This window comes from Pantoea sp. Cy-640 (genome assembly GCF_011752635.1).
In the GTDB taxonomy this organism is placed as follows: domain Bacteria; phylum Pseudomonadota; class Gammaproteobacteria; order Enterobacterales; family Enterobacteriaceae; genus Pantoea; species Pantoea dispersa.
The window spans coordinates 116,273-132,569 of the sequence record NZ_VWXB01000012.1 but is presented as its reverse complement, the minus strand read 5'-3'; the positions used below and the strand labels follow the sequence as shown (position 1 = coordinate 132,569).

Here is a 16,297-nt window from a genome sequence, read left to right as displayed (position 1 = left end):
CCCGACGAAATTTACTCACACGGAGTAATTTATGCTGCAGTTTATAATTAAGGATGTTCTTGGAACACCCGCTATACTTGTCGGCCTTTTTTCCCTGATTGGTTTATTACTGCAAAAGAAACCGGTATCCGATGTGATTTCCGGTACGCTAAAAACCATCATGGGTTTTGTTATTCTTATCGCCGGGGCCAACTTAATTGCGGCCACCCTGACCATCTTCAGCCAGCTATTCGAGCACTCGTTCAATATTCAGGGCGTGGTGCCAAATACCGATGCGATGGCCGCGCTGGCACAGAAAAACTACGGTACCGAAACCGCAATGATCATGGTGTTCGGTATGCTGGTGAATATTGTGCTGGCGCGCATCACGCCGCTGAAATACATCTTCCTGACCGGGCACCATACGCTGTATATGTCGGCCATGCTGGCGGTGATCCTGTCGGTGGGCGGCGTGCACGGCTTCTGGCTGGTGCTGATCGGCTCGCTGATTCTCGGCACCATGATGGTGGTATGTCCGGCGATTCTGCAGCCGTTCACCCGCAAAATCACCAACTCAGACGACCTGGCGCTGGGCCACTTTGGCTCCACCGGCTACCTGCTGTCGGCGCTGGTCGGCAAAGCGGTGGGCAAAGGCAGCCCGTCAATTGAAGAGCTGAAAGTACCGAAAACCCTCAACTTCCTGCGCGACTCGTCCGTGGCAATTTCGCTGACCATGATGATTCTGTTTGTCGCGCTGGTGCTGGTCGCCGGTAAAGAGTTTACCGAAAGCCAGGTGAGCGGCGGCCAGAACTTCATCGTCTTTGCCATTATCCAGTCAATCACCTTTGCTGCGGGTGTTTACATCATTCTTGCCGGTGTACGCATGGTGATTGCCGAGATCGTCCCGGCGTTCAAAGGCATCGCCGATAAACTGGTGCCGAACGCAAAACCGGCGCTGGATTGCCCGACAGTCTTCCCGTTCGCGCCGAACGCCGTGATCATCGGCTTCCTGTGCAGCTTCGCCGCCGGGCTGATCAGCATGTTCCTGTGTCCGCTGTTCGGTCTGAGCGTAATTGTACCGGGCCTGGTGCCGCACTTCTTCTGCGGCGCGACCGCTGGCGTCTACGGCAACATCACCGGCGGACGGCGCGGTGCCATCATCGGTTCCTTTGTTCAGGGGCTGCTGATCTCCTTCCTGCCTGCCATTCTGCTGCCGCTGATGGGTGACCTTGGCTTCGCGTCCACCACCTTTGGTGATGCGGACTTCGGTATCGTCGGCATTGTGCTCGGCCATATTATTTCGTTCTTCCATTGATGTCACAGACAGCGCCTGCGGGCGCTGTTTGCGTAATGAGGAAATCAGCATGAACGCCCGCTTTTCACCGTCCCTGATGTGCATGGATTTGACCCGCTTCCGCGAGCAGATCGAAGCGATGAACGCCAGCGCCTCGTTCTATCATGTCGATATTATGGATGGCAGCTATGTTAAGAATATTACGCTGTCGCCGTTCTTTATTGAGAACCTGCGTAAAATTACCGATGTGCCGATTGATGTGCATTTAATGGTGAACCACCCGGAAGATATTATTCCGATGTGCATTGACGCCGGCGCGGATATTATCAGTTTCCATCCGGAGACGGCGAATAACAAAATTTTTCGCCTGCTGACGCAAATTAAAGAGGCTGGTCGTCGCTGCGGCGTGGTGCTGAATCCGGCGACGCCAGCCGACAGCATTCGTGAATATGCGCATCTGCTGGATAAAGTGACGGTGATGTCAGTCGATCCCGGTTTCGCCGGACAGAAATTTATTCCGGAAACGCTGAACAAAATTCGCCAGCTGATCGCCATGCGGGAAACGCACGGGTATCACTATCTGACCGAAATCGATGGGTCGTGCAATGCGCGCACCTTTAAGCAGATTGCCGCCTCGGGCGTCGACGTGTTTATTGTCGGCACCTCCGGCCTGTTCAATCTCGACGATGACGTGGCGCAGGCGTGGCAGAAGATGGAGCAGATTTTTGCCCAGGAAACTGCCGCGGCGTGATCTCCTTTCACGCCCTGCCAGATGCGCATCAACGCGCATCTGGCACATTATGCTGAAGGGTCGCCATTCATGGCGACCTGATATCTGAATAATTAACGCCCCAGCTCGGTCAGCGACTTATCCAGCGCTCCCACCAGCCAGTCGATATCACCGCTCTGGAACGCCAGCGGCGGACGCAGTTTCAGCACGTTGCCGTACGGCCCGGCCACCGACGTCAGCACATGGTGGTCGCGCAGCTTCTCGATCAAATCCAGCGCCAGCGCTTTGTCCGGCGTCTTACTGCTGCGGTCCTGCACCAGCTCAAACCCAATAAACAGCCCGGCACCGCGCACATCACCAATGCAGTCATGGCGATCCATCAGCTTCTGCAGCTCCGCCAGCAGCTGCGCGCCGACCACGCGGCTATGCTCCTGCAGCCCCTCTTCCTGAATCACCGTCAGCACCGCCTGCGCAGCGGCCATCGCCACCGGGTTGCCGCCGAAGGTATTGAAATAAGGGATCTCTTCGCTGAACGCGGCCAGCACGTCGCTTTTCGCCAGCAGGCCGGAAACCGGAATACCGTTGCCCATCGGCTTACCGGTGGTGACCACATCCGGCACCACGCCGTGACGGGCGAAGCCCCAGAAGGCATCGCCAGTGCGGGCAAAGCCGGGCTGCACTTCATCAGCGATAAAAATGCCGCCGTTAGCATGCACCACATCCACCGCTTGCTGCAGGAATCCGCGCGGATTAGGCAGCACGCCGTCGGAGGAGAAGATCGAGTCGGCGAGGAAACCGGCGAATTTAATGCCGTGCGCTTTCATGTCATCAATCTGCTGCTGAATCTGATCGGCGAACCATGCCCCGAGGTCGGGCGCATCGACGCGATAAGCATCCGGCGGTGGCACCAGACGAGTGGTCGGTGCCAGCGGCTGACCGCTACCCAGCGCCGGTGAAGCGCCAGAGGTCAAATCACTGGTACCGTGGTACGCCTCCTGCGAGACAATAATGCCGGTGCCGCCGCTCCAGGCGCGCGCCACGCGAATCGCTAAATCGTTGGCTTCTGAGCCGGTACACATATACATGGCGCGGTCGATAGCTTCCGGCGTGGTCGCCAGCAACGCTTCGCTGTAGTCAAGAATGCGCTCGTGCAGATAACGCGTGTGCGTGTTCAGCATCTTCATCTGCTGATTCACCGCCTCAATGACCGCCGGATGGCAGTGGCCGATGCTCGCCACATTGTTATACACATCCAGATATTTATTACCCGCCGCATCCCATAAATACTGCCCTTCGCCGCGCACCAGATGCACCGGCTTGCGATAAAACAGACGATACGATTCGCCCAGCACTTTGCTGCGCTTGTCCGTCAGAGTGCGGGTGGCCGGATCCAGCGCGTCGGCGTGTTCGGCGCGAAAACTGTTGGTATCCATGATGGTGGAACGTGTAACCATGGTAACTCCCGTTGCGAAGGTGAAAGGGGTGTTTGCAGCCTGATCTCTGCGAACATCATGCCTGCTTTAGTGAAAAATGCAACCAAATACACAAATACAACCAAATACACATGACGCCACGATGACACTCAGGTAAGCTTAGGCCCAGCTTCGCTCTGCCACAGGGAAACGTCATGCTGCAGGAAACCCGTTTACATCGCATCCGCGCGCTGCTGAGCACGCAACATCAGCTCAGCACTGAACGCATCATCAAAGAGCTGGGCATTTCGCGGGAAACGGCACGGCGCGATATCATTTCGCTTGAGGCGCAGGGGCTGGCGCGCCGCGTACATGGCGGTCTGGTGGCGCTGGAGAGCCCGCCGGAGCCACCGCTGCAGGTGCGCCGTAACGCACAGGCCAGAGAGAAACGCGCGATTGCCGCCGCGGCGGTACAACATCTGCAACCCGGCCAGACGCTGTTCCTCGATGCCGGCACCACCACCACGCTGCTGGCTGAAGAGCTGCGCACCATGTCCGGCCTGACCATCATCACCAACAGTCTGCAGGCGGCACTGGCGCTTAGCGCGGCCGAAGAGCATGAAACCCTGAATAACCAGGTGCTGCTGCTGGGCGGCATGATGATGGCCGGCGCGCAGCAGACGCGGGGAGAAATGACGGTGGGGGAAATTTATCGATATCGCGCCGACGTGGCGCTGCTGTCACCGGTCGGCATCGACGCCCGAAACGGCGCCAGCAGTTTCCATCCGCATGAAGCCGCCATCGCGCACGCCATGGTACAGCAGGCCAGCCGCACCCTGCTGCTGGCGGATCACAGCAAACTCGGCGTGATCAGCCGTACCCAGTACGCCCCTGTCGGCGATATCGATCTGTTGATTTGCGACGGCGGCGCGGCAAAGCCCGGTGCGCTCAGCGCTCTGCAGCAGGCGTTAGCGGTGCAGGTGGTGTAAGGAACTGCCCGATGCACGGTCACCGTACTGTCGGCACGGTGACCTCATCGATTATGGCTGAACCAGCGTGTGGATTTTTTGGCTTATTTTCTCAACCAACCGTCCGTCATTTTTAAAAACAAACTCATTGGAAAATATCTGATGGCCGTTACTGTAGCCAGGCGACCACAGCTGATTATTTTTCAGGGAGTCCTGATAGATGCCAACCAGGGCTTTGTTATAAGCCGCCGAGATATGCACCACGGCGGTATCGGGAGTAATCACGCAATCACTTTTCTTAACCGCAGCGAAAGCGTGATACAGCGAGGGAACGCGGTATAACTTCGCGGGGTGCAGCGACGCCTGTTCCAGCGCGCCTTTGTGATCGAGCACCACGATATTGGTGGCCGCATTGTGCCTGACAATCGCCCCGATTAGCTCATTCAGCTGCTGCTCAGAGAGGTCACGATCGGCATGACTGGCATAAATATTGATTAATATATTGTGCTCATCAGCGGAAAACATGCCGGACTGGTGAATTTCGGCATCAATTCGCTCAGGGTAAAATATTTCATAATTCAGCCCATCAACCGTCTCAACCTGAAGATAGTCAAGAACCGCACGATAGATATTTTTAACGTGGTTATTAAGGTGATCGAACTGAATGTTGATATCGTAAGGTTTAAGCCAGCCAGGCTTGTTGAAACCCAGCGTCATTTTAGGATTGATATCGGCAATCATTTTGGGCATGTACAGCGCGGTTTGCCAGATAGCCGTATCGATCAATAAATCGTAAGCATTGTCTCTCAGGAGGGTAACGACCTCACTCCCGATGGCGGTGTCATATTTATCGCGCTGGTGACAATCGCTGAAACTCTCCGAGAGATAGATGTTGTGAATATACGGGTTATGTCGGAAAAGGCTCTCATTCTCCTTTACCGCCAGAATATCTACACGATACCCGGCTTCAAACAGCGCTCTGAGAAAACACGTAGAAACGATGGCATCGCCGATTTTACCTTCATTGCGAACCAGCAGAATGGATTTGATATCCTGTCTATTCTGTTTGTGGCCTGAAGACTTTTTCCATTTCCTTGCTGCAAAATAAAGATCAAGAGAATATTTAATCTCTTTCTTTAAATAATTACGCCTGCGATTCAGCTGCCGCAGCTTTTTAATTAAAGCCATAATGGATATATTATTATTGATTGAGACGTTAATGATAGCGCATCAACTTCTTCATTCCTATCAAAAATAATGTCACATTAAAAACTATTGCATGCATATTATTTAGCAGGCTAACCAGAAAAGCGCAGCGTAATAAAAGATTGCCTGACACCTCCCGGTACGCTACACGCCGCGAACGATAAAATTCCCGGCATGTACCGCTCATCAACCGTTGATCAGACGCTGCGGATGGCTGTACACCGTGGCGCGTCCCGGTTTAGAAAAACCGACCAACGTCAGGTTACAGCGCTCGGCCACCTCAACGGCCAGCTGGGTAGCGGCCGAGACGGCAAACAGGATCTCTACGCCGCACATGGCAGATTTTTGCACCATCTCATAGCTGGCGCGGCTGGAAACCAGCACCGCGCCCTGCTGCCAGTGCTGCTGGCTGCGCTGACCCAGCAGCTTATCCAGCGCCACGTGGCGCCCCACGTCTTCGCAGCCGCCCTGCAGTTCACCCTGCGGCGACATCCACGCGGCGGCGTGCGTACAACCGGTCAGATTGCCGATGGGCTGGAAATCGCGCAGCTGTGCCAGCCCGTTATCGAGGCAGGCCAGATCGAAGGTCTGCGTAAACGGCAGCGGCTGCACCGGCTTGCCGATTTGATCCAGCTGCTCCACCCCGCACACGCCGCAACCGGTGCGGCCCGCCATGGCGCGACGCTGCGCCTTCAGCGCCATAAAACGCCGGCTGGAGAGTTCGATCTGCACTTCGAACCCATTGCAGCCCGGCACCACATCCATGCCATAGATCTCGCCGGGTTGCTCAATAATGCCTTCGGAGAGCGAAAAACCGAGCGCAAAAGCCTGCAGATTATCCGGCGTCGCCATCATCACCACGTGTGAAATGCCGTTGTAGACCAGCGCCACCGGCACTTCCTGCGCCAGCCAGTCGCTTTCCGCTTCGGTAATCGTGTGGCGCTGCCATACGGTGGTCTGGCTCAGTCCTGCGATCTCATTCACATTCTGGTTACTTTTTTGCTGTTTCGCTTTCACTTCTCTCGTCTCGCATAACAACCACATTAAAGTAGTGGTAATATCAGGTCGCTTTTGACGCAATCCTGCGTGGAGCCATTCTGAACCCCGGCTCCATCCAGCGCAAAAAAATTATTACAGCAATGTCGACTCAAGGATTACCCATGAACGTCAGCCGAAGAAAATTCTTCAAGATCTGCGCTGGCGGTATGGCAGGAACCACGGCAGCACTGCTCGGCTTTACGCCGGAAGCCGCGCTGGCGGAAACACGGCAGTATAAGTTGCTGCGTGCCCGCGAAACCCGTAATACCTGCACTTACTGCTCAGTCGGCTGTGGCCTGTTAATGTACAGCCTCGGCGATGGCGCAAAGAACGCCAAAGAGACCATTTTCCACATCGAAGGGGATCCGGACCATCCGGTGAGCCGCGGCGCGCTCTGTCCGAAAGGCGCGGGCCTGCTTGATTTTGTCCACAGCGACAGCCGTCTGAAATATCCGGAATACCGTGCACCAGGCTCCGACAAATGGCAGCGCATCAGCTGGGATGACGCCTTTACGCGCATCGCACAGCTGATGAAAGCCGATCGCGACGCCAACTTTATCGCGCAGAACGCCGCCGGCGTGACGGTAAACCGCTGGCTCTCCACCGGCATGCTGTGCGCTTCGGCCTCCAGCAATGAAACCGGCTACTTAACGCAAAAATTTACCCGATCGCTCGGTATGCTGGCGGTCGACAACCAGGCACGCGTCTGACACGGACCAACGGTAGCAAGTCTTGCTCCAACATTTGGTCGCGGTGCGATGACCAACCACTGGGTCGACATCCGTAATGCCAATCTGGTTGTGGTGATGGGCGGAAACGCTGCTGAGGCGCATCCGGTCGGTTTCCGCTGGGCGATGGAAGCCAAAATTCACAACAAAGCCAAACTGATTGTTATCGATCCGCGCTTCACGCGCACGGCATCGGTGGCAGACTTTTACACGCCTATCCGCCCCGGCACCGACATTGCCTTCCTGTCGGGTGTGCTGCTGTGGCTGCTGCAGAATGACAAAATCCAGCATGAATATGTGCAGGCGTACACCAATGCCAGCCTGATCGTGCGGGAGGATTACCATTTCGACGATGGCCTGTTCAGCGGCTACGACGAAGCCAATCGCAAATATGACAAAACCAGCTGGAACTACGAGCTGGGCGACGACGGCTTTGCCAAACGCGATGATAGCCTGAGCCATCCGCGCTGCGTCTGGAATCTGCTGAAGCAGCACGTCAGCCGTTATACGCCGGAAATGGTCGAGCGCATCTGCGGCACGCCAAAAGCGGATTTCCTGCACGTCTGTGAGCTGATTGGCGAAACCAGCGCGCGCGACCGCACCACCTCGTTCCTGTATGCGCTGGGCTGGACACAGCACTCGGTCGGGGCGCAGAACATTCGCACCATGGCGATGATTCAGCTGCTGCTGGGCAATATGGGGATGGCCGGCGGCGGCGTCAATGCGCTGCGCGGACACTCCAATATTCAGGGTCTGACCGATCTCGGTCTGCTGTCGCAAAGCCTGCCGGGCTATATGACGCTGCCGTCGGAAAAACAGACCGATCTCACCAGCTATCTGGCGGCGAACACGCCGAAGCCGACGCTGCCGGGCCAGGTGAATTACTGGGGCAACTACCCGAAATTCTTCGTCAGCATGATGAAAGCCTTCTTTGGCGATAAAGCGCAGGCGGAGAACAGCTGGGGCTTTGACTGGCTGCCGAAGTGGGACAAAGGCTACGACGTGCTGCAGTACTTTGAGATGATGTCGCAGGGCAAGGTCAACGGCTATCTGTGCCAGGGCTTTAACCCGGTGGCGTCGTTCCCGAACAAGCGCAAAGTGATTGATTCGCTGTCGAAGCTGAAGTTCCTCGTCACCATCGACCCGCTCAACACCGAAACCTCGACCTTCTGGCAAAACCACGGCGAGTTTAACGATGTCGATCCGGCGCAGATTCAGACCGAAGTGTTCCGTCTGCCGTCGACCTGCTTTGCCGAGGAGAACGGCTCAATCGTCAACTCCGGCCGCTGGCTGCAGTGGCACTGGAAAGGTCAGGATGCGCCGGGCGAAGCGCTCAACGACGGTGAAATTCTCTCCGGTATCTATCTGCGTCTGCGTGAGATGTATGCGCGCGAAGGCGGTGCACAGCCAGAGCCGGTGCTTAACATGACCTGGAACTACCTGACGCCCGACAATCCGGCCTCGGAAGAGGTGGCGATGGAGAGCAACGGCAAGGCGCTGGCGGATATCTACGATGACAAAGGCACGCTGCTGGTGAAAAAAGGCCAGCAGCTCAGCACCTTTGCCCATCTGAAAGATGACGGCAGCACCAGCAGCGGCTGCTGGATTTTCGCCGGTAGCTGGACGCCGGACGGTAACCAGATGGCGCGCCGCGATAACACCGATCCGAGCGGGCTGGGCAATACGCTGAACTGGAGCTGGGCGTGGCCGCTGAACCGCCGCATCCTGTATAACCGCGCCTCCGCCGACCCGCAGGGCAACCCGTGGGATCCGAAACGCCAGATCCTCAAATGGGATGGCAGCAAGTGGGGCGGTATGGATATTCCGGACTACAGCACGGCCGCGCCGGGCAGTAACGTCGGGCCGTTTATCATGCAGCCGGAAGGCATGGGCCGCCTGTTCGCCATCGACAAAATGGCAGAAGGACCGTTCCCGGAGCACTACGAGCCGTTTGAAACGCCGCTCGGCACCAACCCGCTGCACCCTGACGTGGTCTCCAACCCGGCCGCGCGCGTGTTCAAAGACGATCTGGCGGCGATGGGCAAAGCGGAGCAGTTCCCGTATGTCGGCACCACGTATCGTCTGACCGAGCATTTCCACTACTGGACCAAACACGCGTTGCTTAACGCCATCGCGCAGCCGGAACAGTTTGTGGAGATTGGCGAGAAGCTGGCGAACAAGCTCGGCATCGCCCAGGGCGATACGGTGAAGGTGAGCTCCAACCGCGGCTATATCAAAGCCAAAGCGGTGGTCACCAAGCGCCTGCGTCCGCTCAACGTCGATGGCAAAACTGTCGATACCATTGGCATCCCGATTCACTGGGGCTATCAGGGCGTGGCGAAAAAAGGCTTTATCGCCAATACCCTGACGCCATTTGTCGGTGACGCCAACACGCAAACGCCGGAGTTTAAGGCATTCCTGGTTAACGTCGAGAAGGTGTAACGGAGAACGAATATGGCTTATCAATCGCAAGACATTATCCGCCGCTCCGCCACCAATGGTTTCACGCCTGCCCCGCAGGCGCGTGACCATCAGCAGGAAGTGGCGAAACTGATCGACGTCACCACCTGCATCGGCTGTAAGGCGTGTCAGGTTGCGTGTTCAGAGTGGAACGACATTCGCGACGAGGTCGGTCATAACGTCGGGGTGTATGACAACCCGGCGGATTTGACCGCCAAATCCTGGACGGTGATGCGTTTCTCGGAAGTCGAGGAGAACGGCAAGCTGGAGTGGCTGATCCGCAAGGATGGCTGCATGCACTGTGCCGATCCCGGCTGTCTGAAAGCCTGCCCGTCTGAAGGCGCGATTATTCAGTACGCGAACGGGATCGTCGATTTTCAGTCGGAACAGTGCATTGGCTGCGGCTACTGCATCGCCGGCTGTCCGTTTGACGTGCCGCGGCTGAATAAAGACGACAACCGCGTGTATAAGTGCACGCTGTGCGTCGATCGCGTTAACGTCGGTCAGGAACCGGCGTGCGTGAAAACCTGTCCGACCGGGGCGATTCACTTCGGCAGCAAAAGCGATATGCAGCAGCTGGCTGCCGATCGCGTCGCTGAGCTGAACACGCGCGGCTATGCCAACGCCGGGCTGTACGATCCGGCTGGCGTCGGCGGCACGCACGTCATGTACGTGCTGCACCACGCCGACAAACCGCAGCTGTATCACGGCCTGCCGGCCAACCCGAGCATCAGCCCGGCGGTCACCTTCTGGAAAGGCGTCTGGAAACCGCTGGCTGCTATCGGCTTTGCCGCCACCTTCGCCGCCGCGGTGTTCCACTACGTTGGTGTCGGTCCGAACCGGGTGGAAGAGGACGACGACGAAAACCTGCATGAAAAAGAGGAGCGCGAATGATGAAAAAGCGCGATCGTCTGGTGCGCTACAGCGCGCCGGAACGCATCAATCACTGGATTGTCGCGTTCTGTTTTGTGTTTGCCGCGCTCAGCGGACTGGGTTTCTTTTTCCCGTCGTTTAACTGGCTGATGCACGTGCTCGGCACGCCACAACTGGCGCGTATTCTGCACCCGTTCGTCGGCGTGGTGATGTTTGCAGCCTTTATTATCATGTTCTTACGCTACTGGAAGCACAATCTTATCCAGCGCGACGATCTGGTATGGGCGAAAAATATCCGCAAAATCGTGCGTAATGAAGAGGTGGGCGATACCGGGAAATACAACTTCGGGCAGAAGTGTGTGTTCTGGGCTGCTATCATCAGCTTAGTCTTGCTGCTGGCGAGCGGAATTGTCATCTGGCGCCCCTGGTTCGCCGGGTACTTCACCATTCCGCTGATTCGCGCCGCGCTGGTGGTGCATTCGGTCTCGGCTGTGGCACTGATCATGACGATTATGGTGCATATTTATGCCGCCCTGTGGGTGAAAGGCACCATTACCGCCATGGTTGAGGGCTGGGTACCGGCCGCGTGGGCGAAGAAACATCACCCACGCTGGTATCGCGAGCAGCGCCAACGCCAAACACAACAGGAAAAACGTCCCTGATGAGTATTCGCATCATCCCGCAGGAGCAGCTGGAGAAGAGCGAAAAGAACACGGCGGAGCAAGTTCCGCCGTTACTTTTCCCCCGGCTGAAAAATCTCTACAGCCGCCGTGCGGCGCGGTTGCGTGATCTGGCGGCGAAAAATCCGCTGGGCGACTACCTGCGTTTTGCCGCGGTGATCGCGCAGGCCCAGGAAATCGTGCTGTATGACCATCCGCTGCAGATCGATCTGCATCAGCGGCTGGCAGAGAGCGCGCAGCAGGGCAAACCGCCGCTGGATATCCACACTTACCCGCGCGATGTGCACTGGCAGCGGCTGCTGCATTCGCTGATCGCCGAGCTGAAGCCAGAGATGAGCGGCCAGGCGCTGGCGGTGCTGGAGAATCTGGAGAAGGCCTCGTCCACCGAGCTGGAAACCCTTGCCAGCGCGCTGCTGGAGGGCGAATTCGCCCAGGTCAGCAGTGATAAAGCCCCGTTCATCTGGGCGTCGCTGTCAATTTACTGGGCGCAGATGGCGGCGATGATCCCCGGCAAAGCGCGGGCCGAATATGGCGAGCACCGTCAGTTCTGCCCGGTGTGTGCCAGCGTGCCGGTCGCCAGCGTGGTGCACATGGACGTTGGCCAGCAGGGTCTGCGCTATCTGCACTGTAATCTGTGCGAAAGCGAGTGGTACGTGGTGCGCAGCAAGTGCTCGAACTGCGAGCAAACGCGCGATCTGCATTACTGGTCGCTGGACAGCGAGCAGGCTGCCGTGAAAGCCGAAAGCTGCGGCGACTGCGGTACCTATCTGAAGATGCTATACCAGGAGAAAGATCCGGCGCTGGAACCGGTGGCCGACGATCTCGCCTCGCTGGTGCTGGATGCCCGCATGGAGCAGGAAGGATTCGCGCGCAGCAGCCTGAATCCGTTTATGTTTCCCGGGGATTGATGCAGTAAATTTAATCATTCTGCGATTTGTAGCGGCGCGATTTATCGCGCGGTTTTGCACCGTCAAACCCTGCGCGATAAATCGCGCCGCTACAATGTGGAGCCTGGCATTTATCGCAACGGAGACATCTGATGAAACTGATTGGCAGCTATACCAGCCCGTTTGTGCGCAAAATCTCAGTGATCCTGCTGGAAAAGGGCCTGGTGTTTGAATTCGTCAACCACTCTCCGTGGGAGCCTGACAGCCACGTCCCGCAGTACAATCCGCTGGGTAAAGTGCCGGCCTTCATTGATGACCAGCAGCTGACCTGGTTTGACTCCTCGATCATTGCTCAGGTGATTGAACTGCGTGGCGATGCGCCTGCCCTGCTGCCCGACGACGCACTGCGCGCCCTGCAGATCCGCCAGCTGGAGAAGCTGGCCGACGGCATCAATGATGCGGCGGTGATGATCGTGCGCGAACAGATGCGTCCCGGCGATCGGCAATCGGAAGAGGTGCTGTTGCGTAATCGCGAGAAAATTGCACGCGGCCTCGACGCGCTGGAAACCGCCGCCGCGCAGGGCGAGTTGCTCAACAGCGGCACGCTCAACCTCGCCGATATCGCTACCGGCTGCACCCTGGGCTATCTCAATTTTCGCCGCGTGCTGCCCAACTGGTGCGTCAATCGCCCGGCGCTGGTTAAACTGGCAGAAACGCTGTTCGAGCGGGAAAGCTTTGCCCGTACGGTTCCGCCCACCCACTAAGTGATGTGATGAAAGCCCTCTACAGTCAGCTCCCTGCCATCGACAGCCTGCTGCGCGATCCGGCGCTACAGCCGCTGCTGGCACAATCCGGTACCGCCTTTATCACGCGTCAGCTGCGCGGCATGCAGCAGGAGGCGCGCGACCACATTCAGCAACATCAATCGTTACCGCACTGGCACGCCAGCTGGCCGGATGAAGCGCTACGCCGCGCGCAGCAACAGCAGCAAAGCGCGTTGCGCCCGGTGTTTAACCTGACCGGCACCGTGCTGCACACCAATCTCGGGCGCGCGCAGGTCAGCGATCGCGCAATCGCGGCGGTCAGCGCCTGTTTGCGCCAGCCGGTAACGCTGGAGTATGCGCTGGACGACGCGGCGCGCGGCCATCGCGATCGCGCAGTCAGTGCACTGCTGTGCGAGCTAACCGGTGCCGAAGCTGCCTGTATCGTCAATAACAACGCCGCTGCGGTGCTGCTGATGCTGGCCAGCCTGGCAGCGGGCCGCGACGTGATTATGTCGCGCGGCGAACTGGTGGAGATCGGCGGCGCATTCCGTATCCCTGACGTGATGCGCCAGGCAGGCTGCCGATTGGTGGAGGTCGGCACCACCAATCGCACCCATCTGAAGGATTATCGCGGCGCCATCGGTGAGGATAGCGGCCTGCTGATGAAGGTACATACCAGTAATTACCAGATTCAGGGCTTTACCCATGCCGTGTCTGAAGCCGAGCTGGTGCAGTTAGGCGACGCGCACGGCCTGCCGGTGATCAGCGATCTCGGCAGCGGTTCGCTGGTGGATATGACGGCGTACGGATTGCCGCCTGAACCGATGCCGCAGCAGCTGATCGCGGCCGGCGTGAGTCTGGTGAGTTTCTCCGGTGACAAACTGCTGGGTGGCCCGCAGGCCGGGATTATCGTCGGCAAAAAAGCGCTGATTGACCAGCTGCAACAGCATCCGCTGAAGCGTGCACTGCGCGTCGATAAAATGACGCTGGCGGCGCTGGAAGCGACGCTGCAGCTCTACCGTCAGCCGGAAACCCTGCACGAGGCGCTGCCGACACTGCGCCTGCTGACGCGCAGCGCGCACGATATTCTGCAACAGGCTGAACGTCTGATGCCGGCGCTGGAGCACGCCTTCAGCGCCGATTTTTCGCTGGCGATCGCTGCCTGTTCCTCGCAAATTGGCAGCGGTTCGCTGCCGGTCGAACGTCTGCCCAGCTTTGCTATCACCTTCACGCCACGCGACGGTCACGGCAGCCAGCTCAACGCCCTGGCGCAGCGCTGGCGCCAGCTGGCACGCCCGGTGATCGGCCGCCTGCAGGAGGGCAAACTGTGGCTGGATTTACGCTGCCTTGATGACGAAGCCGCCCTGATACGGACTTTAGTACCATGATTATTGCCACGGCCGGACATGTCGATCACGGTAAAACTGCGCTGTTGCAGGCCCTGACCGGTGTGGATGCCGATCGCCTGCCGGAAGAGAAACGGCGCGGCATGACCATCGATCTCGGTTATGCCTACTGGCCGCAGCCCGATGGCCGCACGCTGGGCTTCATTGATGTGCCTGGCCATGAAAAATTTCTCGCCAACATGCTGGCCGGCATCGGCGGCATTCATCATGCGCTGCTGGTGGTGGCCTGTGACGATGGCGTGATGCCGCAGACCCGTGAGCATTTACAACTGCTGAACCTCGCCGGACAGCCGCCGCTGAGCGTGGCGCTGACCAAAGCCGACCGCGTCGATGCCGCACGCATCGCGGAGGTGCAGCAGCAGGTCGCGCAGCTCACGCAGCAGCTCGGCTGGCCAGCGGCAGCGCAATTTGTTACCAGCAGCCATACGCTGCAGGGCATTGAAACGCTGCGCCAGCACCTCAGCAGCCTGAACGCACCGGCGTTTGAGCCTGGCCGCCGTTTCCGGCTCGCCATCGACCGCGCTTTCACGCTGAAAGGCACCGGGCTGGTGGTCACCGGCACCGCGCTGAGCGGTGAAGTCAGGGTGGGCGACACGCTGTGGCTCAGCAGCCTGAACCTGCCGCTGCGCGTGCGGGCGCTGCATGCGCAGAACCAGCCAGTGACGCGCGCCCAGGCGGGCGAGCGCATCGCGCTGAATATCGTCGGTGACGTAGAGAAAGCACAGATTACGCGCGGCGACTGGCTGCTGGCGCAGCCGCGTCCCGCCGGCACGCAGCGGCTGATCGTTGCACTGCGCCTGCTGCAACCGCTGAAAACGGCCTCACAGCCGGTGCATCTGCATCACGCGGCCAGCCACGTCACCGGGCGCTTAACGCAGCTCACGGACGATGTGGCTGAACTGGTGCTCAACCAGCCGCTGTGGCTGGCGGAAAACGATCGGATCATTATTCGCGACAGCAATGCGCAGCACACGCTGGGCGGCGGACGCGTACTGCTGTGCGACAGCAAAAAGCGCGGTAAACGCCAGCCGGACTATCTGCAGTGGCTGCAGCAACTGGCCGCGGCGCGCGATGACAGCGCCAGCCTGCAGGCGCATCTGGCGTATCAACCGGCCGCGTATGACGAGCTCGGCTGGGCGCGCCAGCTCACTGCGCCGGCGCTGGACTCGCTGCTGCTGCCGCTGAATCCGGTACGGCTGGGGACCAGCCTGATGAGCGACACCATGGCCAGCGCCTGGCAGCAGCGTTTACGGGAAGCGCTGAGCGCCTTCCACCAGCAGCATCCGGAGCTGCCGGGCATCGGCCACGATCGCCTGCGCCGTGTGGCGCTGCCGCATGCGCCGGTACCGCTGGTGCCGGGATTAATCGACCAGATGCTGGCACAAGGCGAGTTGCGGCAGAAACAGGGCTGGCTGCACCTGCCCGACTTCGCGCCGCGCTTTAATCCGCAGGAAGCCACGCTGTGGCAGCAGGTCGAGCCGCTATTCAGCGACCAGCCGCTGTGGGTGCGCGACATTGCCGATGCGCTGCAGCAGGATGAAGAGCAGATTCGCGGTTTATTGCTCACCGCGGCGCGTCTCGGCCATATCACAGCGATCGTGCGCGATCGCTACTACCGCAGCGCGCAGATCCAGATCTTCGCCGATCTGATTCGTCAGCGCGCGGCCGCCGGAGGCAGCACCAGCGCCGCCGACTTCCGCAACCAGCTGGGTACCGGCCGCAAAGTCGCGGTGCAGATTCTGGAATTCTTTGACCGCAGCGGCTTTACCCGCCGTCGCGGTAACGATCACCTGCTGCGCGACGCGCGCCTGTTCACTCCTTCTGCCGCCTGAAACAAAAAAAAAGGGACGATTGCTCGTCCCTTCGGTTCAC

At 58.7% G+C, this 16,297-nt stretch carries 13 protein-coding genes; 10 read left to right on the top strand and 3 right to left on the bottom strand.

What is annotated here, in order from left to right; translation table 11 throughout:
• Window positions 1-31 precede the first annotated feature (31 nt).
• Window positions 32-1,294, top strand: coding sequence for a PTS ascorbate transporter subunit IIC (locus F3J36_RS22665; protein ID WP_058758148.1), 1,263 nt, complete (start codon window positions 32-34; stop codon window positions 1,292-1,294).
• A gap of 49 nt (window positions 1,295-1,343) precedes the next feature.
• Window positions 1,344-2,024 (top strand): D-allulose 6-phosphate 3-epimerase, encoded by a 681-nt coding sequence (gene alsE, locus F3J36_RS22660; protein ID WP_021506849.1) that lies wholly within the window; start codon window positions 1,344-1,346, stop codon window positions 2,022-2,024.
• Window positions 2,025-2,116: 92 nt separating this feature from the next.
• Here the strand turns inward: alsE and F3J36_RS22655 are convergent, their stop codons facing one another.
• The gene (locus F3J36_RS22655; protein ID WP_166720644.1) at window positions 2,117-3,457 is read right to left on the bottom strand and encodes an aspartate aminotransferase family protein; all 1,341 of its coding nucleotides are present in this window, start codon (window positions 3,455-3,457) and stop codon (window positions 2,117-2,119) included.
• A gap of 173 nt (window positions 3,458-3,630) precedes the next feature.
• Between F3J36_RS22655 and F3J36_RS22650 the strand changes: the two genes are divergently transcribed.
• Window positions 3,631-4,404 (top strand): DeoR/GlpR family DNA-binding transcription regulator, encoded by a 774-nt coding sequence (locus F3J36_RS22650; protein WP_088516188.1) that lies wholly within the window; start codon window positions 3,631-3,633, stop codon window positions 4,402-4,404.
• Between the two features lie 51 nt (window positions 4,405-4,455).
• On the opposite strand, the gene F3J36_RS22645 is transcribed toward F3J36_RS22650, so the two are convergent.
• Together F3J36_RS22645 and fdhD are read right to left on the bottom strand one after the other, a co-directional pair.
• A complete protein-coding gene (locus F3J36_RS22645) occupies window positions 4,456-5,571 on the bottom strand; it encodes a glycosyltransferase family 9 protein (RefSeq protein ID WP_166720643.1) in 1,116 nt (371 codons plus the stop codon).
• 204 nt (window positions 5,572-5,775) lie between these two features.
• Window positions 5,776-6,606 carry a formate dehydrogenase accessory sulfurtransferase FdhD gene (gene fdhD, locus F3J36_RS22640; protein WP_088516186.1) on the bottom strand — a complete coding sequence of 277 codons (831 nt, stop codon included), beginning with the start codon at window positions 6,604-6,606 and terminating at the stop codon, window positions 5,776-5,778.
• Window positions 6,607-6,749: 143 nt separating this feature from the next.
• On the opposite strand from fdhD, the gene fdnG reads away from it, so the two are divergent.
• The 7 genes from fdnG to selB all read left to right on the top strand — a co-directional run bounded on the left by fdnG (window position 6,750) and on the right by selB (window position 16,257).
• The gene (gene fdnG, locus F3J36_RS22635; protein WP_081049407.1) at window positions 6,750-9,797 is read left to right on the top strand and encodes a formate dehydrogenase-N subunit alpha; all 3,048 of its coding nucleotides are present in this window, start codon (window positions 6,750-6,752) and stop codon (window positions 9,795-9,797) included.
• Window positions 9,798-9,809: 12 nt separating this feature from the next.
• Entirely contained in the window at window positions 9,810-10,709 is a 900-nt protein-coding gene (gene fdxH, locus F3J36_RS22630) for a formate dehydrogenase subunit beta (RefSeq protein ID WP_021506856.1), read from the top strand.
• The gene (fdoI, locus tag F3J36_RS22625) at window positions 10,709-11,350 is read left to right on the top strand and encodes a formate dehydrogenase cytochrome b556 subunit (protein ID WP_031279592.1); all 642 of its coding nucleotides are present in this window, start codon (window positions 10,709-10,711) and stop codon (window positions 11,348-11,350) included. The genes fdxH and fdoI overlap by 1 nt, the downstream gene beginning before the upstream one ends.
• Window positions 11,350-12,276, top strand: a complete 927-nt coding sequence (gene fdhE / locus F3J36_RS22620) for a formate dehydrogenase accessory protein FdhE (protein ID WP_166720642.1) — start codon at window positions 11,350-11,352, stop codon at window positions 12,274-12,276. Before fdoI ends, fdhE begins: the two co-directional genes overlap by 1 nt.
• Before the next feature lie 131 nt (window positions 12,277-12,407).
• Window positions 12,408-13,019, top strand: coding sequence for a glutathione S-transferase (locus tag F3J36_RS22615; protein WP_021506859.1), 612 nt, complete (start codon window positions 12,408-12,410; stop codon window positions 13,017-13,019).
• An 8-nt stretch (window positions 13,020-13,027) separates the two neighbouring features.
• A complete protein-coding gene (selA, locus tag F3J36_RS22610; RefSeq protein WP_166720641.1) occupies window positions 13,028-14,407 on the top strand; it encodes an L-seryl-tRNA(Sec) selenium transferase in 1,380 nt (459 codons plus the stop codon).
• Window positions 14,404-16,257, top strand: coding sequence for a selenocysteine-specific translation elongation factor (selB, locus tag F3J36_RS22605; protein ID WP_166720640.1), 1,854 nt, complete (start codon window positions 14,404-14,406; stop codon window positions 16,255-16,257). The genes selA and selB overlap by 4 nt, the downstream gene beginning before the upstream one ends.
• The last annotated feature ends 40 nt before the right edge of the window (window positions 16,258-16,297 follow it).

Coding starts and splice junctions, on each gene's coding strand:
- fdxH (WP_021506856.1), top strand. CDS start 9,810: ATGGCTTATCAATCGCAAGACATTATCCGCCGCTCCGCCACCAATGGT.
- fdhE (WP_166720642.1), top strand. CDS start 11,350: ATGAGTATTCGCATCATCCCGCAGGAGCAGCTGGAGAAGAGCGAAAAG.
- selB (WP_166720640.1), top strand. CDS start 14,404: ATGATTATTGCCACGGCCGGACATGTCGATCACGGTAAAACTGCGCTG.
- F3J36_RS22665 (WP_058758148.1), top strand. CDS start 32: ATGCTGCAGTTTATAATTAAGGATGTTCTTGGAACACCCGCTATACTT.
- selA (WP_166720641.1), top strand. CDS start 13,028: ATGAAAGCCCTCTACAGTCAGCTCCCTGCCATCGACAGCCTGCTGCGC.
- F3J36_RS22615 (WP_021506859.1), top strand. CDS start 12,408: ATGAAACTGATTGGCAGCTATACCAGCCCGTTTGTGCGCAAAATCTCA.
- F3J36_RS22655 (WP_166720644.1), bottom strand. CDS start 3,457: ATGGTTACACGTTCCACCATCATGGATACCAACAGTTTTCGCGCCGAA.
- F3J36_RS22645 (WP_166720643.1), bottom strand. CDS start 5,571: ATGGCTTTAATTAAAAAGCTGCGGCAGCTGAATCGCAGGCGTAATTAT.
- fdoI (WP_031279592.1), top strand. CDS start 10,709: ATGAAAAAGCGCGATCGTCTGGTGCGCTACAGCGCGCCGGAACGCATC.
- F3J36_RS22650 (WP_088516188.1), top strand. CDS start 3,631: ATGCTGCAGGAAACCCGTTTACATCGCATCCGCGCGCTGCTGAGCACG.
- alsE (WP_021506849.1), top strand. CDS start 1,344: ATGAACGCCCGCTTTTCACCGTCCCTGATGTGCATGGATTTGACCCGC.